Genomic DNA, 23,233 nt, shown 5'->3' with positions numbered 1-23,233 from the left:
CTTTTTTGATTGGCCTTGTGAACGGTAATAAGCAAGCACTGGAACTTGTACCTGCTGTATTACCATTCTGCGAAGATGAATCTATGTTGCGTGAATTCCCGTCCGGCAGTGCACGAACATGTCCTATCGCCCTTCATTCAAAAAACGAAAAAGGGAACAGTTCAAAATCGGCATCGTCTTCCTCGCCGTGCAATTGCTCCCGCAAGTTCTTGTCCGTACATAACCGCTGCGGCAAATCCTTGTCTTTCAAATACATAAGCCGTTGTTTGGGACATTCATTCACAGCGATGCCACCCGTCTGTACATCGACAATTGCGCTGCTCACACCTTTTGGTGGAATGAACGGCTCTGGCGCTTTACCAGCATGCACCGTTTCCATGAAATCAATCCAGATTTTCTTCGATACCGCTTTATCCTCAAGCGACGTCAAGTGCTGTCCGACATCATAGCCCGTCCAAATGCCTGCAGTGAGGGAAGGGGAGTAGCCGATTAAATACTGATCAGAAATTGTCGTTCCAGATTTAGCTGCATACGGCCTGGATTGCTTCGAACGCATGGACAGTCCTGTTGCAATCGAGTAATCATTGAACACCGGGTCGAACATGCCTGTCAATAAATGCGTCAGGACAAATGCATCTTGTTCAGTAAGCGCGCGCTTCGTCGTCAGTTTCGGTTGTTCATAAACCGTCTTGCCTTCCGAGTCTGTGATGGAAATGATAGTCGTCGGTTCTACGAGCAATCCGGCTGATGAAATTCGGTTATAGGCATTCGTCATTTCCAACAAAGAAACTTCCGACGTCCCTAAAGCGACAGCAGGGGATTCCTGAAATTCAACGTCGATCCCTAAACGGTTCGCCATCTTATTAAATTTTTTGTACCCGATATCTTCCAACGTTTTCACCGCGTATATATTATCCGAAATGGCAAGTGCCTGAGCTAATGAAATCGGTTGTCCGGCAAATTTCCCGTTCACATTTTTCGGCTCATACGTCGACCGTCCTTCATCATACGTAAAGATCGTCTTTTCTGTCGACATGAACGTCAACGGGTTATAGCCGCTTTCAAGCGCAGCTGCATACAAAATCGGTTTCATCGCCGATCCGGGTTGGCGCTTCGCTTGCGTTACACGGTTAAAGGGACTTTCCGCATAATTCGTCCCGCCGACGAGCGATGTAATTGCACCGGTTTCAGGTTCCATGGAAATGAATCCAAGCTGCAATTCGTTTTCCGGCATCCACTTTTCAATGTACTCTTCAGCCGTCTGTTGGTGATGAGGATCCAAAGTCGTTCGGATTGTCCAGCCACCTTCAGCAGGATATCGCCCTTTTTTACTTAATATTTTCTCTGCTTCCCGCCATACTTCATCCAAAAAATACGGCGCAGCTCGTTTCATATCTGCCCATTCTTCCGTTTTCAACGCAACCGCCGTTTCTTTCGCACGTGATTCTTGCACTTCTGTGATGAAACCCTGGTTTTCCATTAATGAAAGAACGAGCAATTGGCGCTCTCTCGACTTTTCAGGATTGGCGACGGGCGAATAGACAGAAGGTCCTTTAGCAATCGCCGTAATGATGGCCGCTTCCTCAAGCGTCAAATCCTTCGCAGCCTTCGCGAAATAAAACCGGCTCGCCGCCTCGACACCATACATCCCGTGTCCGAAGTAAACGGTGTTTAAGTAGCCTTCTAAAATGACATCTTTCTCGTAAAAGATCTCCATTCGATACGCATACAATGCCTCTTTAATTTTTCGACTCCACGATTTTTCGTGTGTCAAAAACAAATTACGGGCATACTGTTGGGTAATGGAACTGGCCCCTTCAGCCTTACTCATCGTCTTAATATCTTTTAATATTGCACCGGCAATTCTTTTATAGTCAAAACCGTTATGTTCATAAAAATTACGATCTTCCGTTGCAATGACCGCATCAATTAAAAACGGCGACACGTCGTCCAAGCTGACCCAATACCTGCGCTCTGCTGAAAACTTATCACCAATCTGACGACCATTGTTGTCCAGGAAAACACTCGCCTTTGGCACACTCAAAGAAGGGGCGCCTGTTATTTGCGCATACAAACGAAGACTGATTAACACCGTGAAAAACGCGGTCAACGCTGTGACTGACAATAGGAGTAGCATCCGCGTTGCTGTGCGCATCTTCCTTTTCTTTTTAAAATCGGCTCTCTTCATTGGCAATCGATCCCCCAATCTTTATGCAGTCAGTATGCGACAGCAAGGCGAAGATTAAACGGCATTCCTATGAAAAAGCACGACTTTTCATTCCAATCAGTAGATGTATGGAAACGACAACGGAAAAAAGTTATAATGGATAGTATTTACGAGCACGCTCGACAAAAGCAGGACGTAGAAATCGATAGAGTAAGGAAGTGTTCTTGTGGAATCAATCAAGGACGGTCAGCCCGTAGACGTCCGGCTCCAATCGTCCATTCAGCATGAAGGACAAGTAGCAGAGCCGCACGAACTGACAGCTGCGGGGATATTGATAAAAAAAGCGGGTAAGACGTATTTGCAATTTGAAGAAGGCGGGCACGCTGAACCTGTCAAAACAATCGTCAAATTGGACAAAGACGACGCATTCATCATGCGCAAAGGCGCTGTGCAAATGCGCTTGCCATTCACAGCAGGTGACATTCGCCCTGGCACATACGGCAATGGACAGGTCGCGTTTAACCTACTCGTCAAAACGACAAAACTGGAAGTGACAGATCGTCGATTCACCGCCCACTACGAATTGCATGCGGACGGCGCACGACTCGGCACACATGAACTACTCATTACATATACGGAGGGACACGCATGAACGCAGTTGAAAAAATCCAACAAGAAATTAAAGAAGCATTCCACCAAGCCGTCATCGCGGCAGAATTAGCGGAAGCAACCGACATCCCGGACATCCTACTCGAAACACCAAAAAACAAAGAGAACGGTGACTATGCGACGAATATCGCAATGCAGCTCACAAAAATTGCGAAAAAGCCTCCTCGTGCAATCGCGGAAGCCATATTGGAAAAACTCGATACATCGTCCACGTCCATCAATTCTGTAGAGATTGCTGGTCCAGGGTTCATGAACATCCGACTGAAAAGCGATTATTTAGGAGATGTCGTGAAAACGGTGCTTGCCCAAAAAGAAGATTATGGCCGCTCGACTTACGGTGAACAACAGAAAATCCAAGTTGAATTCGTTTCGGCAAATCCGACGGGCGACTTGCATCTAGGACATGCACGCGGAGCATCTATCGGGGATTCATTGTGCAACATTTTGGATTTTGCAGGCTTTGACGTCTCACGTGAATATTACATTAACGATGCAGGGAACCAAGTGAACAACTTGGCGATGTCAGTGGAAGCGCGTTACTTCCAAGCACTTGGAATGGACAAAGACATGCCTGAAGACGGCTACCACGGGCAAGACATCATTGACATTGGGAAGAAATTGGCGGAAGAATTCGGAGACAAATATGTCCATGTTGGAGAACAAGAACGGCAAGACTTTTTCCGCAAATACGGCTTGGATTATGAATTAGGGAAGTTGAAAAAGGACCTTGAAGACTTCCGTGTACCTTTTGACAACTGGTTCTCTGAGACATCCCTTTATACAGATGGGAAAATCGGAGTTGCACTCGACAAATTGCGTGCAAACGGGCATGTGTATGAAGAAGACGGGGCGACTTGGTTCCGCTCCACAACTTTCGGGGATGACAAAGACCGCGTGCTTATTAAAAACGACGGCTCCTACACGTACTTAACGCCGGACATTGCCTACCATGAAGACAAGCTGCGTCGTGGATTCGATAAGCTGATCAACATTTGGGGAGCTGACCACCATGGCTACATTCCACGTATGAAAGCAGCGATCGAAGCATTAGGCTACGACCGCGACACGCTTGAAGTAGAAGTGACACAAATGGTGCAACTGTACAAAGACGGCGAGAAATTTAAAATGAGTAAGCGTACCGGCAAAGCGGTCACATTGCGTGAACTCGTCGAAGAAGTCGGCCTAGATGCCGTTCGTTATTTCTTCGCAATGCGTTCATCCGATGCGCAAATGGACTTCGATTTAGATCTTGCGATTTCCAAATCGAACGAAAACCCGGTGTACTACGCGCAATACGCACATGCACGGATTTCATCGATCTTGCGTCAAGCAGGCGACGCAAACCTTGCTGCTTCAACAGATCACGTCGAGCTTTTACAGACGGAAAAAGAACTGTCACTGTTGAAAAAAATCGGGGACTTCCCACGTCTTGTGAGCGACGCAGCAAGACTACGCTCACCACACAGGATCACAGTCTATATCCAGGAACTCGCAGCTGAATTCCACAGCTTCTACAATGCGGAAAAAGTGCTCGACCCGGAAAACCGTGATCTATCAGAAGCACGCCTAGCACTCATCACGGCAACACGCACAACAATCGCCAACGCCCTCAAACTGATCGGCGTCGCAGCACCTGAAAAAATGTAACCCCATTTCGCCCTTCCGTCCACGAGACGGAAGGGCGAATATTTTGAATCGTGTTGGTGCCTGTCCCCGAAACAATTCACAATTGTTTCGGGGACAGGCACCAAAAAAATAGGACTCTCGACATTGTCGAAATGTATAGTATAATGAATCAGAATTGAAAATTACATACCCAAACATGAAGGTGCCCCGCTTCCAACGCCGGGGTTAAAAGGGAAGTCGGTTCAATGCCGACGCGGTCCCGCCACTGTATGTGCAAGCAAACTGCAAGTGCCACTGGAATCGTTCCGGGAAGGCGCAGCGAGCGTTACGCACGAGCCAGGAGACCTGCCTTCATGAATCACCCGTACCCTACGAGGATAGGTTTGGTGAAAATCGGTACAAGCAAGTTAGAAACGTGGTACCGGATTTTTACTGAGCACATTCCTCCGTCACCAAACGGGGGATTTTTGTTTGGACAAAACAGGAGGAACGAGCAATGAAGAAGTTTTTGCAATTACTACTCATGGCCGTGCTCGCGACATTCATGCTTGCGGCATGTGGTACAGCGGACGAGTCGAAAAAAGAAGAAACGCCTGTAACTGAAAACGGGCAAGCAGACGGACAAGAAGCGTCTGAAAAAGCAGCATTCCCTGTCACCTTGACAGATGCTGTCGGCAATGACATCACGTTTGAAGAAGCACCAAAAACAATTGTGTCCATGATGCCAAGTAACACAGAAATCCTTTTTGCCCTTGGTTTGAACGAAGAAATCGTTGGGGTCAACGATTATGATAATTACCCTGAAGAAGCATTGGAAAAAGAAAAGATCGGTGGCATGGAGTTTAACGTCGAAAAAATCGTAGCGATGCAACCGGATGTTGTCTTCGCACACGAATCCGGTCTGAGCACTGGTGAAGAAGGCTTACAACAAATCCGCGATGCGGGCGTTCAAGTGTTTGTCGTGAAAAACGCAACGAACTTTGAAGAAACATACACAACGATTGAACAAATTGGTCAAGCGACTGGAAAAACAGCAGAAGCGACAACAATTATCGAAGACATGAAAGCGAAAGTCGCTGAAGTGATCGAGAAAACAGAAAAAGTTGAAAACAAAAAGCGTGTATTCATCGAAACATCCGATGCACCTTCCATCTATGCACCGGGTAAAAACACGTTCATGCAAGAAATCTTGGACATGATCGGTGCGGAAAACGTTGTCACTGAAGAAGGTTGGGTGATGATCAGCCCTGAAGAAATCGTCAACCAAAACCCTGACGTTATTATCGTCATGTATAGCTATGTGCCGGACATTATCGAAAGCGTGAAAAACCGCGATGGCTTCGGTGACATTACAGCCGTAAAAGAAGACCAAGTCATTCAAGTAGATGAAAACTTGACGAGCCGTACAGGTCCACGTCTTGCACTCGGTCTAGAAGAAGTAGCAAAAGCAGTATATCCAGAGGCTTTTGGTGAATAAAGCAACCATTGCCTACATCGTGTCCGCCGCCACATTACTCGTGGCGGTTTGGCTCGGTGTTTCAATCGGAACGGTACATATTCCGATCAGCACATTTTGGGATGCATCCGATACGACGGCAACGAACATTTTATATAAAATTCGAATGCCACGTGTTATCTTAGCTGGACTAGTTGGCGCCTCGCTCGCCATTGCAGGAGCCGCATTCCAAGGTTTATTAAAAAACCCACTTGCTGATCCATACACCCTCGGAGTGTCATCCGGCGCCTCTGTTGGTGCGGTTATGACACTCTTTTTTGGTTTGTCCATTCCGATTGTCGGCACATACACCTTACCGTTTTTCAGCATGACCGGTGCAGCAATTACAATGTTTCTCGTCATCGGCTTCGCACGTCTCGTCGACCGTTCCATGAAAATGGAGACAATCATTTTGACAGGCATCATCTTCGGGTCCTTCTTAGGCTCAGTTCTTTCATTAATGATTGCCCTCACCGGCGAAGAACTCCGCCAAATTATCGGCTGGCTTCTAGGCAGTGTGTCCATGCGCGGTTGGAATTACATTCTCATGATCCTGCCGTTTGTCGTCATCGGCTCCTTCATTCTTTGGTTGAACCGTCGTGAATTAAATGCGATGCTATTCGGAGAAGAACGTGCCCATCATTTAGGCGTAAACGTTAAAAAACGAAAATTTATGATCCTTATCGGCGGCTCCATCTTAACAGGTTCCGCTGTCGCAGTATCCGGTACAATCGGCTTTGTCGGCCTCGTAGTTCCGCATATGACAAGACTCATGTGGGGGTCTGACCATCGTCATTTACTGACATTATCATTCTTAAACGGTGCATCATTGCTCATCATCTGTGACTTGATCGCCCGCACAATTATTTCTCCTACAGAACTACCAGTCGGCGTCATTACTGCATTTATCGGTGCACCGGTGTTTGCGTATATTTTCTACAGACAGAGAAGGAAAGGGGCAATGTGACATGCTGCAAGTGAAAAACGTATCGGGCGGCTATGGCAAAGAGCCGGTTGTTCGCGATGTAACGTTCCAAGTGGCAAAAGGGGAAGTGCTCGGTATTCTTGGGCCGAACGGCAGCGGGAAGTCGACGTTGCTCAAAATCATTTCAGGCATTTTGCCGAAACTGACAGGCACCGTCCATATCGACGGGCAAGACGCTGCGGTTTATTCCCAAAAAGAATTTGCACGGAAAGTCGCCGTCCTGCCACAGCTCCATGCGCATGCCTTTTCCCATACCGTAAAAGACACCGTCTCCCTTGGCCGGTACCCGCATCAGTCCGGTCTCTTTTCCACCTGGTCGGAAACGGATGAAACAGCCGTCCAAGAAGCGATGGCGTACACAGGCATAACACGCTATGAACATACGCCGATCGAGCTATTGTCAGGCGGCGAGCAACAACGGGTTTTCGTCGCACAAGCACTCGCCCAGCAAGCACCCATCCTCTTACTGGATGAGCCGACCAACCATCTCGACATCGCACACCAGCAGCAATTACTCGATACAATTCGAAAACACGCCGTCGAAAAAGGAGTGACCGTCATTTCCGTTTTCCACGACGTCAACCTCGCATCATTATATTGCGACCGTTTACTCCTCATGGACAAAGGGGCTATCTCAGCAATCGGTGATCCGCAAGACGTCATCCAAGAGACGATCATCGGCTCCGTCTATAACGCGCGCATTAAGACACAGCCGCACCCGGAGCTCCCGAAACCGCAAATGACGTTGTTGCCTGATACAATGGATACGAAACCGTTCATTGTCAAGAAAGAACAAATTACCATTTCAGCGGACCACGTCGGACTGCGCACCGACAAGCCGTTAAAAACCGTCTCATCCGCCGTCCATAACGCCGGCACAGGCTGGTACCGCGCATTCGTCAACCGTCACGTCGACGCCGACTACAATATCGACAATGTCAAAGCTGAAAACGAAGCATATCTTCAACAACGTGGCTACCACCTGACAGAAACCGTTGGCATGATGACGGCGGTCACGACCGAACACGCAGAAGTTGGTGAATATAAAGGAGACTTCGGCACCGTCCTCATCATGGTCACTGCTGGCGTCGGAAACGCAGTCGATGTGTCGCAAGCTCTTTACCGGGATCGGCCGGAACGCATCGGCACCATCAACACATGGATCATCGTCAACGGCCACTTATCCGAAGAAGCCTTCATCCAAGCGATGATTACAGCGACCGAAGCGAAAACGAAAGCGCTCCAAACCGAAGCGATCACCGACCCATTAACCGGCACAATAGCAACTGGCACATCGACCGACAGCCTACTCGTCGCCGCCACACAAGAAGGCGAATCGTTGCCATACGCAGGACCGATTACGCCCCTTGGCAAACTGATTGGCCACGGCGTCTACGATTGCACCGTCCGCGCCATCAAAGCGTACAAACAAGCGAAAGGTTGGCACACATGATTCAAACCCATTTTGTTGCAATCGCGATCGGGTTCCTCCTTGACCGCCTCATTGGGGACCCCCCGAACTGGCCACATCCAATACGTTGGATTGGCACGTTAATTACGAAATTGACCGCGGTCCTCAACAAAGGACGTGCCCGCATACTAAAAGGCGCGGGATTGCTGCTCATGATGATCGTTATCGTGACGGGCATCGTTCTGGCAATTGTAACGATCGCCTATCAAACGCATATTGCAGTAGGCATCGCCGTTGAAGCCGTCCTTATTGCCATTGGTCTTGCCCAGAAAAGTTTACGGGATGCAGCGACGGAAGTGTACAAGCCTTTGATCGCTGGCGATATGCAAGAAGCAAGAACGAAACTGAGTTGGATTGTCGGCCGCGATACTGCAACGCTACAAGAAAGCGACATTGCCCGCGGAGCAATTGAAACGGTCTCAGAAAACACATCAGATGGGGTGACAGCACCATTATTTTGGGCATTCCTGTTTGGTGCACCGGGCATCTGGTTGTATAAAACGGTTAACACACTCGATTCGATGGTTGGGTATAAAGACGACCGCTACCATGAATTCGGCAAGTTTTCAGCGCGTGCCGATGACGTTCTAAATTTCATTCCCGCAAGAATTACAGGGTTGCTCATTTTACTGACGACACCGAACGAAGGGGGCATCCCGTTCCGTCAACGGTTCGCCGGCTGGCGGCAAGATGCAAGACGCCATCCTAGCCCGAACAGCGGCTATTTAGAAGCAGCCACCGCTTGGCAACTCGGTGTCACGTTAGGCGGGAAAAGTACATATCGAGGCGTTATATCTGAACGTCCTCAAATCGGTCCTGGCCACCGGAAGCTCACTGCACCCGATATCCAATCGACCATCGTCCACATGCACATTGTATCGTTTGTATGTTGGATGTTACTGACAGCTATTGGAGTGATCATACATGCAATTACCTGAACACGGCGCAAACCCGCACCATGTGTATAAGCGATTAGGCATTAAGCCACCTGAGCGAACCGTTGATTTCAGTGAAAACTGCAATCCGGAAGGACCGCCGAAAAACGTGCTCGAGATGTGGCCGGCGCTGTTGTCGACGATTCCTACCTATCCTGATCCATCCGGCGAACCGTTCTTGTCGGAAGTAGCGGCTTACCATCACGTTTCTCCTGCTGCTGTCATCGCAGGAAACGGTGCAGCAGAGCTCTTATCGCTCTTGGCTGAACGATACCGCGGCAAACGGGCAATCGTCGTCCATCCGACATTCTCCGAATACGAAGCGACGTTGCGGGCAAAAGGAGTGGATCCAATACGTGTTTTCGCTACGGAACAAGACGGTTTCAAACTGCCCGTAGCAACTATCATAGAAAAACTTCCGAACGCAGCTGCATTGTATTTGTGTACACCGAACAACCCGACAGGCATCTTGCCGTCCCGGGAAGAACTCCTATCACTCATCGTGCAAGCAGGAGAAGCCGGTTGCGAAGTCATCCTAGACGAAGCGTTCATCGACTTCGTAGATGAAGAAAAATCATTCATCCCGAACGTGCAAGATTTCCCGCACGTCATCGTCGTCCGCTCCATGACGAAAATGTACGCCATCCCGGGCATTCGCCTTGGGTACGCCATCGCAAACCCGGATGTGATTAAGGCGTTACAAGCAATCGCCCCTCATTGGAACGTCAACGGCATCGCCGCTGCAATCGGCGCACAATGCCTGCACGAAGAAGGGTATCGAACAAGAGCTATTGAATATGCCACTGAACAACGTCAACAATTACAGAAATTCTTGAAGCAACACGACTGCACCGTCACTGACGCACAAGCCAACTTTCTCTCATTCAAACCGGCAGCAGGACTAGATGCACGCAAACTCTATAAAGACCTGCTCACTCGCGGCATCGTCCTCCGCCACTCTGAAAACTTCCACGGCATGGACGGCCGCTGGCTAAGAGTAGGCATGAAACGTGCAACGGATATGGCCTTGTTGCAACGCGAACTAACAGATTGGTTTGCTGGGAGTCGCGGGTAATTGTTGAGTTTGCCTGCGCTCATTTCGCGCTAGAAATGCTTTTCACCAATAAAGGGTTTGGAAATTGTGAGCGGGATATGCGGCGATTACTCTAGTTATGCGGAGTTTTGGGCAAGTATGCGGCGTTTTGCAGATATATGCGGAGTTCTGGGCAAGTATGCCGCGTTTTGCAGAGATATGCGGAGTTCTGGGCAACTATGTGCCGTTTTACAAAACTATGCGGTTATCCTACAAGCAGAAAACGATGCTCTTCAAATATCTGATTGGTATAGAAATAAACTAGATTCGCGGGAAGTAGTCAACATTGGAATGCATGCGTCGCGCTAGAATGCCTTTGACACATTAAGGGTTTGGAATTGTAAACGGGATATGCGGCGATTCGTCTAGTTATGCGGAGTTTTGCAGACTTATGCGTAGTTCTGGGCAAGTATGCGGCAATATGCAGAGTTATGAGGAGTTTCATGCCGATATGCGGAGTTTGCGAAAGTTATGCCGCAATCTCACGAAGTATGCGGCGTTTTACTACTGAATAAAAGATGCACTACTAGTAAGCGAGGCTAGGATTTACAAATACATATAAAAATACGCCATACATAGAAACGGAGGGGATTGAGTGCATGGGCAGTTGACATTCATCAGCGGTGGCGTGCGGAGTGGAAAAAGCGCGTTTGCGGAGAGACAGCTCGTTGCAAGCGCGTGTGTTGCAGGGGGACGGCTCGTCTACATAGCTTCAGGACGAGCTGTTGACAAGGAAATGCAAGCACGTATTGAGCAACATCAACACGATCGAGCGGACCAACAATGGACCACAATTGAACAGCCCGTCTCCCTGGAAAACGTGCTTCCATTCATTCAACCGAACGACTTTGTCTTATGGGACTGTTTAACAACGTGGCTTGCGAACGAAATGTACGAAGAACGAGCAAATACGTTTTGTATCCAAGTACCAGGTTGCATGGAGAAAAAAGCCAAACAACTACTTGAGACAGTCCAGCAAATAAGAGAACGAGCAGCACACTTCACCATCGTTTCAAACGAAGTGCTTGACGAACTCCCATCTCCGTTTACAGAAACACAACAATACAGCAAGTGGATCGGCTTGCTACACCAGCAACTCGTCCACATGGCAGACGATGCGATTGAAATGGACTATGGCTTGCCGTTTTACTGGAAAAAAGAAGGGCAGGTGACGACCCGATGAAAGGCATTATGGTAATGGGAACGGCTTCAGATGTCGGTAAGACGATGATCTGCACCGCATTATGCAGGCTGTTTGCCGATGAAGGCATGCGGGTAGCCCCATTCAAATCGCAGAACATGTCGCGATTCTCCGAAAAAACGAAAGACGGCAAAGAGATGAGCCGCGCACAATTTTTGCAGGCGGAGGCGGCGAGGACGCAACCGATTGTTGAGATGAACCCGATTTTGCTGAAGCCGCTCGGGAACATGCAATCCGAAGTCCGTTTCCTCGGGGAACTTTTTGAAACGGTCGATGGTATGACGTATCGCGAGCGTTTTTTCAACCGAGCTATCAAAACAATCAAGTCCTCTCTACAAACGCTCGCTGACCGGTTTGACGTCCTTGTTATCGAAGGGGCGGGCAGTCCGGCGGAAGTGAATTTGAATGACCGTGAAATCGTCAACATGCGCGTCGCGGACATAGCGGATGTACCCGTGCTACTCGTCGCTGACATCGATCGTGGGGGTGCCATTGCATCCATCGTCGGAACACTTGCCTTATTGGAACCGGTACACCGCGCACGCGTTCAAGGCATTCTCATCAATAAATTCCACGGAGACGTCGGTCTATTCCGAGAGGGCGTAACGTTCCTCGAACAGCACACCGGCATTCGCGTCGTCGGGGTGCTCCCGCATATGATGAACCATGGCATCGAAGAGGAGGACGTCGATCGCGAAACGGCAAAAGCCCCAGCTGGCATTGATGTGTATGACGCATGGGCCGCGCACGTCAAAGCGCACGTCGATTGGCCGTTCATCCAATCGCTCATAGGTGGGCCGAAATGACAGGATTTCTACTGGCGCTACAATTTTTCACAGCCATTCCGATCCGGAAAAACTTGCCGATGGAAAAGCAAGACGTCACCCGCATGTACAGCGCACTCCCGCTCATCGGCGCGGTCATCGGGCTTAACCTATACGGCACAGCCATACTGCTCACGGAAGGCATCGGCATCAGTCCGCTGCTCGCCTCGTTCCTAATTGTTTTAGTCGGTATTGCGCTGACAGGGGGCCTGCATATGGACGGTTTCGCGGACGCGAGCGATGCGTTTTTTTCGTATCGCGACAAGGGGCGGCGCATGGAAATTATGGACGATCCGCGTATCGGCGCGTTCGGGACAATGGCGCTCATTCTGCTCATCGTCGGGAAAGTGGCATTGGTGCACGAATTGCTGCTCCGCTCACCACATTTGCTGGCAGTTAGCATAGCCATCCCGCTTCTCTCGCGTGCCGGCATGAATGTGTACTTTACAACGACACGCCTTGCAAAGGAAAAAGGAATTGCCCATTTCTTCAAGAAGAAATTAGCGACAAGCACGGTCATTTCGACGTCAGGGAGTATGGCACTTCTTTCACTCATAGCGCTTGGCATCGCGGTTCAGTCACTTGTCATCCCGGTAGCATTCGCCGTCGTGTTGGCTGGTACAATGGTGATCTATCAACACTGGACCTACAAGCAATTCGGTGGGGTGACGGGAGATTTATGCGGTGCATTCATTGAAGGAACGGAGGCGTTGTTATGGCTCGTCCTCATACTTTGTATTTGATACGTCATTTGCCGACAGCGGGAAACCGAGCAAAAAAGTATATCGGTTGGACAGACGAACCGATTGAACCGATTGCTGAACCAGAAACATTTCGACTGTCAGGTATGCAGCAGAACATCGTCTACGGGAGCGACTTGCGAAGAGCGCGACAAAGCGCGAACCTCTTCTTGCCGCATGCCATTTTCCACGAAGATCGCCGTTTTCGTGAATGTCATTTTGGCGATTTTGAAGGAAAAACGTATGCCCCGACCTTGAACAAGATAAGGACTACCGAAATTGGCTTGATAATCCGGTTCAACATGCACCAAGAGGCGGAGAGGGGCTTGAGGACGTTGGAAAGCGGTTGATGGCTGCGTTAAACGATTTGCCAAACGACTCTCTCGTCGTCACCCACGGCGGACCAATCCGTATTGCACTCAATCGATTTTCACCTGAACCAGCCGATTTCTGGTCTTGGCATATCCCGCACGGCTCCCTGTGGAAATTTGAGTGGGTAAACGAAACATCGATGAAGGAGGGCGGACGATGCACATCATTATCGGAGGTGCCCACAACGGCAAACGCACCTACGTCCAGCAACAGCTCGCCAACACAGCACACCAATGGGTGAATTGTTCGAATACAGAGAATTGTTTCGGGGACTGGCACCCAACAGGCATTGTTGTAATTGAAAAGATTGAGCAGTGGCTTGCACAGACGGATTTGCCAGAAGCACAAGCGATTGACCACATTTTATCGGCTGTTGAAGGACGCAATACGCTGTTTATCCTCACCGATTTCGGGCGAGGCATCGTGCCGATGGACGCGAAACAACGGGCATTGCGCGATACGTGCGGACGGCTGTACCAGCAATTATTCGCCCGTGCAGATGAAGTAACGAGAATTTGGTACGGCATACCACAAACAATCAAGAAAAGGGGAGAACGCATATGAAAATTTACACACGTACAGGTGACAAAGGGAAAACGAGTTTAATCGGAGGTCGCGTCGATAAAGACAGTTTGCGCGTCGAAGCGTATGGCACGATGGACGAACTGAATTCATTCGTCGGGAAAGCGATGACAGAACTTGATGCCGAGAAATTTGCAGACCTACTTGAAGACTTAGAAGCGATCCAAAACGAACTGTTTGATGGTGGCGGTGACTTGGCGAACGTCATGAAAGAGCGCCACTACAAACTATCCGACGAACCGATTGAAGTGCTTGAAAAGCGGATTGATGCCCTAATGGAAGAAGCGCCACCACTTGAAAAATTTATCTTACCTGGCGGATCACCGGCTTCCGCAACGTTGCATATCGCTCGAACGATCACACGTCGCGCGGAACGCCTGACAGTCACACTTATGAAAGCGGAAGAAGATGTCCCGGCCACGGTTCAAAAATATTTGAACCGTCTTTCCGACTACTTCTTCGTCGCAGCACGTATCGTCAATGCACGCCTCGGTGTACCAGACAACGAATATGTCCGTAGCGCCAAAGTCTTCCGAACGGACAAAAAGAAAGAGGACTGACATGCACCTTAGAAAACTGACACTCACCGCACTATTCGCCGCCCTCTGCGTCATCGGCGGCTACATAAAAATCCCGTCCGGCATCGGCTCACTCGCGCTTGACACAGTGCCTGCGTTACTGGCGGCATCTTTCTTGCCGCCCGTGTTCGTCGGATTCGCCTCCATGACCGGGCATATCGCCTCCGCCATGTATGCGGGCTTCCCACTAGGCCCTCTGCATGTGGTCATCGCGATTGAAATGTTCATCATCCTTTATGTATTTTCCCGCATGCACAGAGCAGGGCGCCACGTTTGGAAATGGGTGTTCTTCATCGTGGCGAACGGTGTGCTAGCACTCATTCCGTTTTATTTCATCGTGTCTCCTGCCTTCTTTGTAGCGGCGTTGCCATCGATCTTGCTAGCGACAGTGCTGAATGCAGCCGTCGTCATTACGGTCCAGCCAGCCCTCGCGAAAGTGGCAAAAGGCCGATTGAGGTTGTCGAAATGAGAAACGCCCTTCACCTAGTCGATGGTCTAATCGTTACGACCGACAATTCAGGCGGCATCGGCGAAAAAGCGGAAGACGTTGTAAATGTGCCCGACGAAGTGACCGCCTACTTCGCCACACGTGTCGCGTTACTGGAGCAATGGGCGGCCAACGCAGAACCGCTAGCTGTGCTTCTCCACAATTTCAGTGGCCCTGCTAGCTGGAAAGCCTACGTCAATGGCGTTACACAACTGTTCACAGATGCAAATTGTCCGGTTCCGACAATTAGCGGCAGTACGGAAACGAATATGGAATTGCTACAATCCGCCATGGCGGTGACCATTATCGGCAAACGAAAAGCTGAAGCTGAAAAAGTGAGCGAAGAGGTTGCAGAACAGAATCATCAGCGAACAATAACAGAGAATGCGATTGACCTAAAAGATCAAGAATGTAAAGATCAACAATGTAGAGATCAAGAAATCCTAGATAGACAGAAATTCAATTATCATCACGATTCACAATTGGAATGGTACGCCTACGGCAAACCGCTTGTCGGAGCGGCCGTCCTCGAAAACCAATCTGAAATCGCTTCGCTACGCATCATCAAAGAAGCAATGCATCGTGGATTCGTCCAACGAATGTGGCCTGTCGGCTCGTCAGGCATTCTCAAGGAATTCAGGAAGCTAACAAATGATCCAGCCATAGAACTTCAATCCACATTGGATCTCCATACTTCCGCCGGCCCATCCACAACAGTTATCGTTGGTGTACCGCGCACAAAACGCAACCAAGCCCAACAGCATTTCAACGGCGCACTCCACAAACTCCACATACGCTAACAACGCGCCCAACATTGTGCGCGTTTCTTTTTCAGAAGCATTCAGTGCGACAGCAACTCCACCAACAAAAAGTCCCCGCGGTCCAAGAAAACTACCTTGAATCCGGCGAATCGCGGCAAATCTCTCTGGAACGCCGCATAAACCCGCCAAACGCGGCAAACTTGCCCAAAACGCCGCAAACTTGCCTAAAACTCCGCATAACTCCACCAATCGCCGCATATCCAGCCCGCAAATAAAACCTTTTGTTTGTCAAAAGCATGCAGCGCGACAGCAACTCCACCAACAAAAACTCCCCGCGATCCCAAGAAAACTACCTAGAATCCGGCGAATCGCGGCATAACTCTCTGGAACTCCGCATAAAACCGCCAAACGCGGCATACTTGTCCCAAACAACTCATACTTCTCCGAAACGCGGCAAACTTGCCCAAAACGCCGCATAACTCCACAAATCGCCGCATATCCATCCCCGCAAATGCAACCCATTAGTTTGTCAAAAGCATGCAGCGCGACAACAGCTCCACCAACAAAAACTCCTCGCGATCCCAAGAAAACTACCTAGAATCCGGCGAATCGCGGCATAACTCTCTGGAACTCCGCATAATCCCGCCAAACGCGGCAAACTTGCTCAAAACAACTCATACTTCTCCGAAACGCCGCATAACTCCGCAAATCGCCGCATATCCATCCCCGCAAATAAAACCCGTTAGTTTGTCAAAAGCATTCAGCGCGACAACAACTCCACCAACAAAAACTCCCCGCGGTCTCAAGAAAACTACCTAGAATCCGGCGAATCGCGGCATAACTCTCTGAATCTCCGCATAATCCCGCCAAACGCGGCAAACTTGCTCAAAACAACTCATACTTCTCCGAAACGCCGCATAACTCCACCAATCGCCGCATATCCATCCCCGCAAATAAAACCCGTTAGTTTGTCAAAGGCATTCAGCGCGACAACAACTCCACCAACAAAAACTCCCCGCGGTCTCAAGAAAACTACCTAGAATCCGGCGAATCGCAGCATAACTCTCCGGAACTCCGCATAATCCCGCCAAACGCGGCAAACTTGCCCCAAACAACTCATACTTCTCCGAAACGCCGCATAACTCCGCAAATCGCCGCATATAACAGCAAATCCCCGCATATAACAGCAAATCGCAAAACCGTCCAAAAAGTATAGCAAAATAAAAAAATCCGTTGACTGAATGCTCATTCATATCATAGACTAGGAAGTAGAACATCGACATAGTATTTAAAATCTACTACACTATTCATAATCGTAGCAATTAGGGAAGGAGCGAAATGACAATGAATGCATTATTAGTCGCCAACTGGGTGTTGTTCTTAGCTGTCGTGGCGTATGGATTGGCATTATTCACGTATTTAATTAGGACGCGTGTAGAGTTTGTGAAATTGGGGAGAAAAGAAGAGTTTGATAACAATGTTTCGCGCCGCTTACAAGAAGTTTGGGTGAATGTGTTTGGGCAGAAAAAGTTATTGAAGGATAAGAAAAGTGGAATCATTCACGTTATGTTCTTCTATGGCTTCTTGCTCGTCCAACTTGGGGCAATTGATCTCATCTGGAAAGGATTGAAGCCGGAGTCGCATTTACCATTAGGGCCAATCTATGGTGCGTTCACATTCTTCCAGGAAATCGTCGTTTTCATGATTCTCGTTGCCGTCGTATGGGCGTTCCATCGTCGATACGTCGAAAAACTGGTCCGCTTGAAACGAGGATGGAAATCGGGGCTTGTGTTGATTTTCATCGGTTTACTCATGGTGTCAACCCTTGTATCGAATGGGATGAACATGATCTGGCATGGGCATGAAACGACTTGGACGGAGCCAATGGCGTCTGCAATTGCAAGCGTTTTCAGCTTCATGTCGCCAACCGCTGCGGCAGTCGTCTTCTTCATTGCATGGTGGGTGCATTTACTTACGTTACTAACGTTCCTCGTCTACGTGCCGCAATCAAAACATGCGCACTTAATCGCTGGGCCGATCAATACGTACATGATGCGCTTTGATCGCAGAGGGAAACTTTCACCGATCGACTTTGAAGCATTAGAGGAAGTCGAAGATGAAGATGAAATGCCAGCACTCGGTGTCGGCAAAATTACGGATTTCACGCAAAAGCAAATGATTGACTTCTATGCGTGCGTGGAGTGTGGTCGTTGCACAAATATGTGTCCAGCAACCGGGACAGGTAAAATGCTGTCACCGATGGACTTAATTACAAAACTTCGTGATAACTTGACGAATACGGGTGCTCTTGTGACGAAGAAACAGCCATGGGTACCAACGTTTGCCTTCAAGAACACGAAAGGGAACCAAATTGCACTGGCCGCTGGACTTGAAGGGGCGACGATGGATGATATCTACAATCCATCCCTTATCGGCGATGTCATTACCGAAGAGGAAATTTGGGCGTGTACGACGTGCCGAAACTGTGAAGATCAGTGCCCGGTTATGAATGAACACGTCGATAAAATCATCGACCTACGCCGCTACCTCGTTATGACAGAAGGCAAAATGGATGCGGATGCGCAACGTGCAATGACGAACATCGAGCGTCAAGGAAATCCGTGGGGGCTGAACCGAAAAGAGAAGGAAAACTGGCGTGACGCTAGTCCGGAACTGCACATTCCGACAGTGAAGGAATTGAAGAAAGCAGACGAAGCGTTCGAGTACCTATTCTGGGTCGGTTCCATGGGAGCGTTCGATAACCGATCACAAAAAATCGCTCTTTCATTCGCACGACTTATGAATGAAGCGGGCATCAAGTTCGCGATTCTTGGCAATAAAGAAAAGAACTCCGGAGACACGCCACGTCGTTTAGGGAACGAATTCCTTTTCCAAGAACTTGCGACGGCGAATATTGCGGAATTTGAAAAAGCAGGGGTTACAAAGATTGTCACGATCGACCCGCATGCGTACAACATTTTCAAAAATGAATACCCGGATTTCGGCTTCAAAGCGGAAGTTCTGCATCATACCGAAATGTTGTTTGACCTTGTATCGCAAGGGAAATTGAAACCAGTCCATGAAATTAATGAAACGATCACGTTCCACGATTCGTGCTATTTGGGCCGATACAATGACGTCTACGATGCACCAAGGGAAATTCTGAAAGCCATTCCAGGCGTCAATCTTGTCGAGATGAAACGGAATCGCCAAGACGGCATGTGTTGCGGAGCAGGTGGCGGGCTCATGTGGATGGAAGAAGACACAGGCCATCGCGTCAACGTTGCACGTACCGAACAAGCGATGGAAGTAAGCCCGGGCATCATTTCATCCGGTTGTCCGTACTGCTTAACAATGCTTTCTGACGGTACAAAAGCGATTGAAGTGGAAGAGAAAGTCGGCACGTATGATATCGCCGAACTGTTAGAACGTTCCATCTTCGGTGAAGAGCGCCAAGCACCAGTGGAAGAGGCCGAAGAAGCAGCATCGAAATAACAGAAACAATCACCTTTCATTGCGTGATTCGCTGAACAGCGATATAATTAAGAAAATTAAGGAGTTTACAAGATTACGAGTTTCTTGTGAACGAGTATTTTCTATACATGACAAATTTCATCAATAAGAGCATAGACAAAGTCTTAACCCGGCTTTGTCTCCACTTTCCAGGGAGTCAGAGCACTCCCTTTTCTTTCAATGTGTTGCCGAGCGAGCGTTCAGTCGCTTGGTGAGCACATAAATGTAAACGTTATCTTGAAGAATGGGAGGAATTAGCATGAATCGAACAGTCATAGTGGACGGAGCACGTACGCCGTTTGGCAAACTTGGAGGGGTTTTATCGACTAAATCGGCAAGTGATCTTGGGGGCATTGCCATAAAAGAAGCGCTTCAACGAGCAGGTGTGGATGCGAATGAAGTGGACGAAGTCATTGTCGGAACGGTTCTTCAAGCAGGACAGGGGCAAATTCCGTCCAGGCAAGCGGCGACAAAAGCAGGGCTTCCTTGGTCAGTGAAAACGGAAACGGTTAACAAAGTATGTGCGTCGGGCATGCGTTCCGTCACACTCGCTGACCAGCTCATCCGGCTTGGTGACGAAGAAGTGATCGTTGCGGGGGGCATGGAATCCATGTCGAATGCACCGTACTATTTGCCGAAAGGTCGCTTTGGATTGAAGATGGGCGATACACAATTAGTGGACGGCATGATCTATGACGGCCTTTCTTGTTCGTTTTCACCTGACCGTGTCCATATGGGAACGTACGGCAACGCAACAGCGGACGAATTTTCATTAACACGTGAACAACAAGACGAATGGGCATTGCGCAGCCATGAACGGGCACTCGCTGCAATGGATGAAGGGAAATTCAAAGACGAAATCATCACAGTCGAGATCCCCCAACGGAAAGGGGACGCGCTCATCATAGAAACGGACGAAGCCCCTCGACGGGATACATCGCTCGAATCACTCGCAAAATTGCGGCCGGCATTCGGAAAAGACGGCACCATTACAGCAGGCAATGCGTCAGGGGTCAATGACGGGGCATGTGCATTGGTGCTAATGAATGAAGAGCGGGCCGCCAAAGAAGGAAAGACACCATTAGCAACGATTATCGGTCATGCCGAAGTCGCAGTCGAGCCGGAAAACTTCCCGCAAACGCCAGGACTCGTCATTACGGAATTGCTGAAAAAGACAGGGAAGTCGTTAGAAGACATCGATCTGTTTGAAATAAACGAAGCGTTCGCAGCAGTTGCACTCGCAAGTTCGCAAATTGCAGGGCTGGATCCAGAGAAAGTGAACGTCAACGGTGGTGCAATTGCACTTGGTCACCCGATTGGTGCAAGTGGTGCACGCATCATTTTGACACTTGCTTATGAACTGAAACGTCGCGGCGGCGGAATCGGAATCGCTTCAATCTGTTCAGGTGGTGGCCAAGGCGACGCGGTCATGATTGAAGTGAAATAAAGAAAAGAAGACGGAGGGAATGGTCTCATGAATATACAAAAAGTAATGGTCATTGGTGCAGGGCAAATGGGTGGCGGCATTGCGCAAGTGTGTGCGCAAGCTGGATTTGACGTAAAACTGAATGACATTAAAGAGGAATCTTATGCAAAAGGGCTTGCCGTCATTACGAAAAACCTTGCGCGCAACGTCGACAAAGGACGGATGACGGAAGATGACAAAACAGCAGTGCTCAACAGAATTACGAAGTCACTCGATTTAGCAGACGCAGCGGACGTTGACATTATCATTGAAGCGGCCGTCGAAAACATGGACGTGAAAAAATCACTCTTTGCAAAACTGGACGGCATCGCGCCGAAGCATGCAATCCTTGCGACGAACACCTCGTCTTTGCCAATTACGGAAATTGCAGCCGCCACAAAACGTCCGGAACAAGTCATCGGCATGCACTACATGAATCCGGTGCCGGTCATGAAGCTCGTTGAAATTATCCGAGGGCTTGCAACATCAGACGAAGTGTATGAGGCAGTCGAAGCGATGACGCACAAACTTTCAAAAACACCAGTCGAAGTGAACGACTATCCAGGATTCGTCGCAAATCGCGTACTCATGCCGATGATCAATGAAGCGGTATACACCTTGTACGAAGGCGTCGCAACGAAAGAAGCAATCGACGAAGTGATGAAACTTGGCATGAACCATCCGATGGGGCCGTTGCAACTTGCAGATTTCATCGGACTCGACACGTGTCTCTACATTATGGAAACGTTGCACGAAGGATTTGGCGATTCGAAATACCGCCCATGCCCGTTGCTTCGGAAGTACGTCAATGCAGGATGGCTTGGCAAAAAGTCCGGACGCGGTTTTTACACATACAATTGATTTATGGTAGGTAGAAGGTCATGAAATGGCGATAACTTTCGCTATCTGATCGATAACTCTGTTTATCCGATTGATAACTTCGCCTATCCGAATGATAAAAACGTTTATCCAATCGATAACAACATCTACATGATCGATAACTACGCCACTTCACGCTACACATAGTTTTAGCTAGAAATTTCCTCAGTGGGGAATCAGGAGGGATTTACAGTTTAGAAGGTCACCACATCAAGCAAAGGGGTTAATCATATGGATTTACAGTTCACCGAAGAACAACAGATGATGCGCACGATGGTAAAGGATTTCGCCAAGGCGGAAATTGAGCCATTCATTCCACGGATGGAAGCCGGAGAATTTCCACGTGACATCTTAAAGAAGATGGGGGAACTCGGGTTAATGGGGATTACCGTCCCCGAAAAATACGGTGGCTCCGACATGGATTTCACGTCGTATATCATCGCCATTCACGAGCTGTCGAAAGTGAGCGCAGTTATGGGGGTCATCCTTTCTGTCCACACTTCCGTCGGCACGAATCCAATTATGTATTTTGGGAATGAAGAGCAGAAAGCCAAATACCTTCCGAAAATGGCGACCGGCGAGTACATCGGCGCCTTCTGCCTGACCGAAGCATCCTCAGGTTCTGATGCAGGGTCATTAAAAACAAAAGCGGTCAACAAAGGCGATCATTATGTCCTCAACGGCTCCAAAATGTTCATTACAAACGGTGGGGAAGCAGACGTGTACATCGTCTTCGCATCGACCGACCCTTCGCAAGGCACATACGGCATTACAGCGTTCATCGTCGATAAAGACACACCTGGACTCATTATTGGAAAAGATGAGGAAAAGATGGGTCTTCACGGATCGCGAACGGTGCAGTTGACGTTCGAAGACATGAAAGTGCCCGCGGACAACCGCCTCGGTGAAGAAGGCGAAGGGTTTAAAATTGCGATGGCGAATCTGGACGTCGGCCGCATCGGAATTGCAGCCCAATCACTCGGCATTGCGGAAGCCGCACTGGAAGCGGCGACCGAGTATGCAAAAGAGCGCGTCCAATTTGGTAAACCGATTGCAGTCAACCAAGGTGTCGGCTTCAAATTAGCCGATATGGCAACTGCGACAGAGGCGGCCAAATTGCTTGTTTACCGGGCGGCACAACTTCGAGCAGAAGGGAAACCGTGTGGCAAAGAAGCTTCAATGGCAAAACTGTTTGCGTCCCAAGCGGCGATGGATAACGCGATTGAAGCTGTCCAAGTATTCGGAGGATATGGCTATACGGAAGACTATCCGGTAGAACGCTATTTCCGAGACGCGAAAGTGACACAAATTTACGAAGGTACAAGTGAAATCCAACGCATCGTCATTAGCAAACAGTTGATGCAATAAGTCTACATACCCCAAGGAGGAA

At 49.0% G+C, this 23,233-nt stretch carries 20 protein-coding genes, 1 pseudogene and 1 riboswitch; of the genes and pseudogenes, 20 read left to right on the top strand and 1 reads right to left on the bottom strand.

The features are described 5' to 3' along the window. Positions 1 to 133: 133 nt before the first annotated feature. Positions 134 to 2,188, bottom strand: a complete 2,055-nt coding sequence (locus tag QT711_RS12040; RefSeq protein WP_398296069.1) for a transglycosylase domain-containing protein — start codon at positions 2,186 to 2,188, stop codon at positions 134 to 136. A gap of 205 nt (positions 2,189 to 2,393) precedes the next feature. Between QT711_RS12040 and QT711_RS12035 the strand changes: the two genes are divergently transcribed. The 20 genes and pseudogenes from QT711_RS12035 (at position 2,394) to QT711_RS11945 (ending at position 23,211) form a co-directional block, all read left to right on the top strand. Beyond that, on the top strand, positions 2,394 to 2,819 hold the full coding sequence (locus QT711_RS12035; RefSeq protein WP_317944581.1) for a DUF1934 domain-containing protein: 426 nt from the start codon (positions 2,394 to 2,396) through the stop codon (positions 2,817 to 2,819). Beyond that, positions 2,816 to 4,483 carry an arginine--tRNA ligase gene (gene argS, locus QT711_RS12030; protein ID WP_317944579.1) on the top strand — a complete coding sequence of 556 codons (1,668 nt, stop codon included), beginning with the start codon at positions 2,816 to 2,818 and terminating at the stop codon, positions 4,481 to 4,483. Before QT711_RS12035 ends, argS begins: the two co-directional genes overlap by 4 nt. Positions 4,484 to 4,645: 162 nt before the next feature. Continuing rightward, positions 4,646 to 4,829, top strand: a riboswitch (cobalamin riboswitch). Positions 4,830 to 4,958: 129 nt separating this feature from the next. Further along, complete coding sequence (locus QT711_RS12025) at positions 4,959 to 5,939, top strand: ABC transporter substrate-binding protein (protein ID WP_317944577.1); 981 nt, start codon at positions 4,959 to 4,961, stop codon at positions 5,937 to 5,939. After that, positions 5,932 to 6,924 (top strand): FecCD family ABC transporter permease, encoded by a 993-nt coding sequence (locus tag QT711_RS12020; protein WP_317944576.1) that lies wholly within the window; start codon positions 5,932 to 5,934, stop codon positions 6,922 to 6,924. Before QT711_RS12025 ends, QT711_RS12020 begins: the two co-directional genes overlap by 8 nt. 1 nt (position 6,925) lies before the next feature. Further along, the gene (locus tag QT711_RS12015; RefSeq protein WP_317944574.1) at positions 6,926 to 8,395 is read left to right on the top strand and encodes an adenosylcobinamide amidohydrolase; all 1,470 of its coding nucleotides are present in this window, start codon (positions 6,926 to 6,928) and stop codon (positions 8,393 to 8,395) included. Continuing rightward, on the top strand, positions 8,392 to 9,351 hold the full coding sequence (gene cbiB / locus QT711_RS12010; RefSeq protein WP_317944572.1) for an adenosylcobinamide-phosphate synthase CbiB: 960 nt from the start codon (positions 8,392 to 8,394) through the stop codon (positions 9,349 to 9,351). The genes QT711_RS12015 and cbiB overlap by 4 nt, the downstream gene beginning before the upstream one ends. After that, on the top strand, positions 9,338 to 10,423 hold the full coding sequence (cobD, locus tag QT711_RS12005) for a threonine-phosphate decarboxylase CobD (RefSeq protein WP_317944571.1): 1,086 nt from the start codon (positions 9,338 to 9,340) through the stop codon (positions 10,421 to 10,423). Before cbiB ends, cobD begins: the two co-directional genes overlap by 14 nt. Before the next feature lie 613 nt (positions 10,424 to 11,036). Then, positions 11,037 to 11,624, top strand: a complete 588-nt coding sequence (locus tag QT711_RS12000; protein ID WP_317944569.1) for a bifunctional adenosylcobinamide kinase/adenosylcobinamide-phosphate guanylyltransferase — start codon at positions 11,037 to 11,039, stop codon at positions 11,622 to 11,624. Beyond that, positions 11,621 to 12,448: a cobyric acid synthase gene (locus QT711_RS11995; RefSeq protein ID WP_317944567.1), complete on the top strand. Its 828-nt coding sequence runs from the start codon at positions 11,621 to 11,623 to the stop codon at positions 12,446 to 12,448. The genes QT711_RS12000 and QT711_RS11995 overlap by 4 nt, the downstream gene beginning before the upstream one ends. Then, positions 12,445 to 13,209 carry an adenosylcobinamide-GDP ribazoletransferase gene (cobS, locus tag QT711_RS11990; protein WP_317944565.1) on the top strand — a complete coding sequence of 255 codons (765 nt, stop codon included), beginning with the start codon at positions 12,445 to 12,447 and terminating at the stop codon, positions 13,207 to 13,209. Before QT711_RS11995 ends, cobS begins: the two co-directional genes overlap by 4 nt. Beyond that, on the top strand, positions 13,182 to 13,556 hold the full coding sequence (locus QT711_RS11985; protein ID WP_317944563.1) for a histidine phosphatase family protein: 375 nt from the start codon (positions 13,182 to 13,184) through the stop codon (positions 13,554 to 13,556). Before cobS ends, QT711_RS11985 begins: the two co-directional genes overlap by 28 nt. Further along, positions 13,526 to 13,819, top strand: a pseudogene (locus QT711_RS19595) (histidine phosphatase family protein); the annotation flags it as partial. The gene QT711_RS11985 and the pseudogene QT711_RS19595, both read left to right, overlap by 31 nt. Then, the gene (locus QT711_RS11980) at positions 13,735 to 14,142 is read left to right on the top strand and encodes a bifunctional adenosylcobinamide kinase/adenosylcobinamide-phosphate guanylyltransferase (RefSeq protein WP_317944561.1); all 408 of its coding nucleotides are present in this window, start codon (positions 13,735 to 13,737) and stop codon (positions 14,140 to 14,142) included. The pseudogene QT711_RS19595 and the gene QT711_RS11980, both read left to right, overlap by 85 nt. Beyond that, entirely contained in the window at positions 14,139 to 14,720 is a 582-nt protein-coding gene (locus QT711_RS11975) for a cob(I)yrinic acid a,c-diamide adenosyltransferase (protein WP_317944560.1), read from the top strand. The genes QT711_RS11980 and QT711_RS11975 overlap by 4 nt, the downstream gene beginning before the upstream one ends. Beyond that, a complete protein-coding gene (locus QT711_RS11970; protein WP_317944559.1) occupies positions 14,641 to 15,207 on the top strand; it encodes an ECF transporter S component in 567 nt (188 codons plus the stop codon). The genes QT711_RS11975 and QT711_RS11970 overlap by 80 nt, the downstream gene beginning before the upstream one ends. After that, a complete protein-coding gene (locus QT711_RS11965; RefSeq protein ID WP_317944557.1) occupies positions 15,204 to 16,025 on the top strand; it encodes a hypothetical protein in 822 nt (273 codons plus the stop codon). Before QT711_RS11970 ends, QT711_RS11965 begins: the two co-directional genes overlap by 4 nt. 1,305 nt (positions 16,026 to 17,330) lie before the next feature. Further along, positions 17,331 to 19,481: a (Fe-S)-binding protein gene (locus tag QT711_RS11960; protein ID WP_317944555.1), complete on the top strand. Its 2,151-nt coding sequence runs from the start codon at positions 17,331 to 17,333 to the stop codon at positions 19,479 to 19,481. A 277-nt stretch (positions 19,482 to 19,758) separates the two neighbouring features. Beyond that, positions 19,759 to 20,946: an acetyl-CoA C-acetyltransferase gene (locus tag QT711_RS11955; protein WP_317944553.1), complete on the top strand. Its 1,188-nt coding sequence runs from the start codon at positions 19,759 to 19,761 to the stop codon at positions 20,944 to 20,946. 27 nt (positions 20,947 to 20,973) lie between these two features. Then, entirely contained in the window at positions 20,974 to 21,825 is an 852-nt protein-coding gene (locus QT711_RS11950; RefSeq protein ID WP_317944551.1) for a 3-hydroxybutyryl-CoA dehydrogenase, read from the top strand. Positions 21,826 to 22,074: 249 nt separating this feature from the next. Then, a complete protein-coding gene (locus QT711_RS11945; RefSeq protein ID WP_317944549.1) occupies positions 22,075 to 23,211 on the top strand; it encodes an acyl-CoA dehydrogenase in 1,137 nt (378 codons plus the stop codon). Positions 23,212 to 23,233 lie beyond the last annotated feature (22 nt).

Origin of the sequence: Sporosarcina saromensis (assembly GCF_033253735.1) — a bacterium.
Lineage (GTDB): Bacteria > Bacillota > Bacilli > Bacillales_A > Planococcaceae > Sporosarcina > Sporosarcina saromensis.
This window is presented reverse-complemented; position numbering and strand designations above follow the sequence as displayed.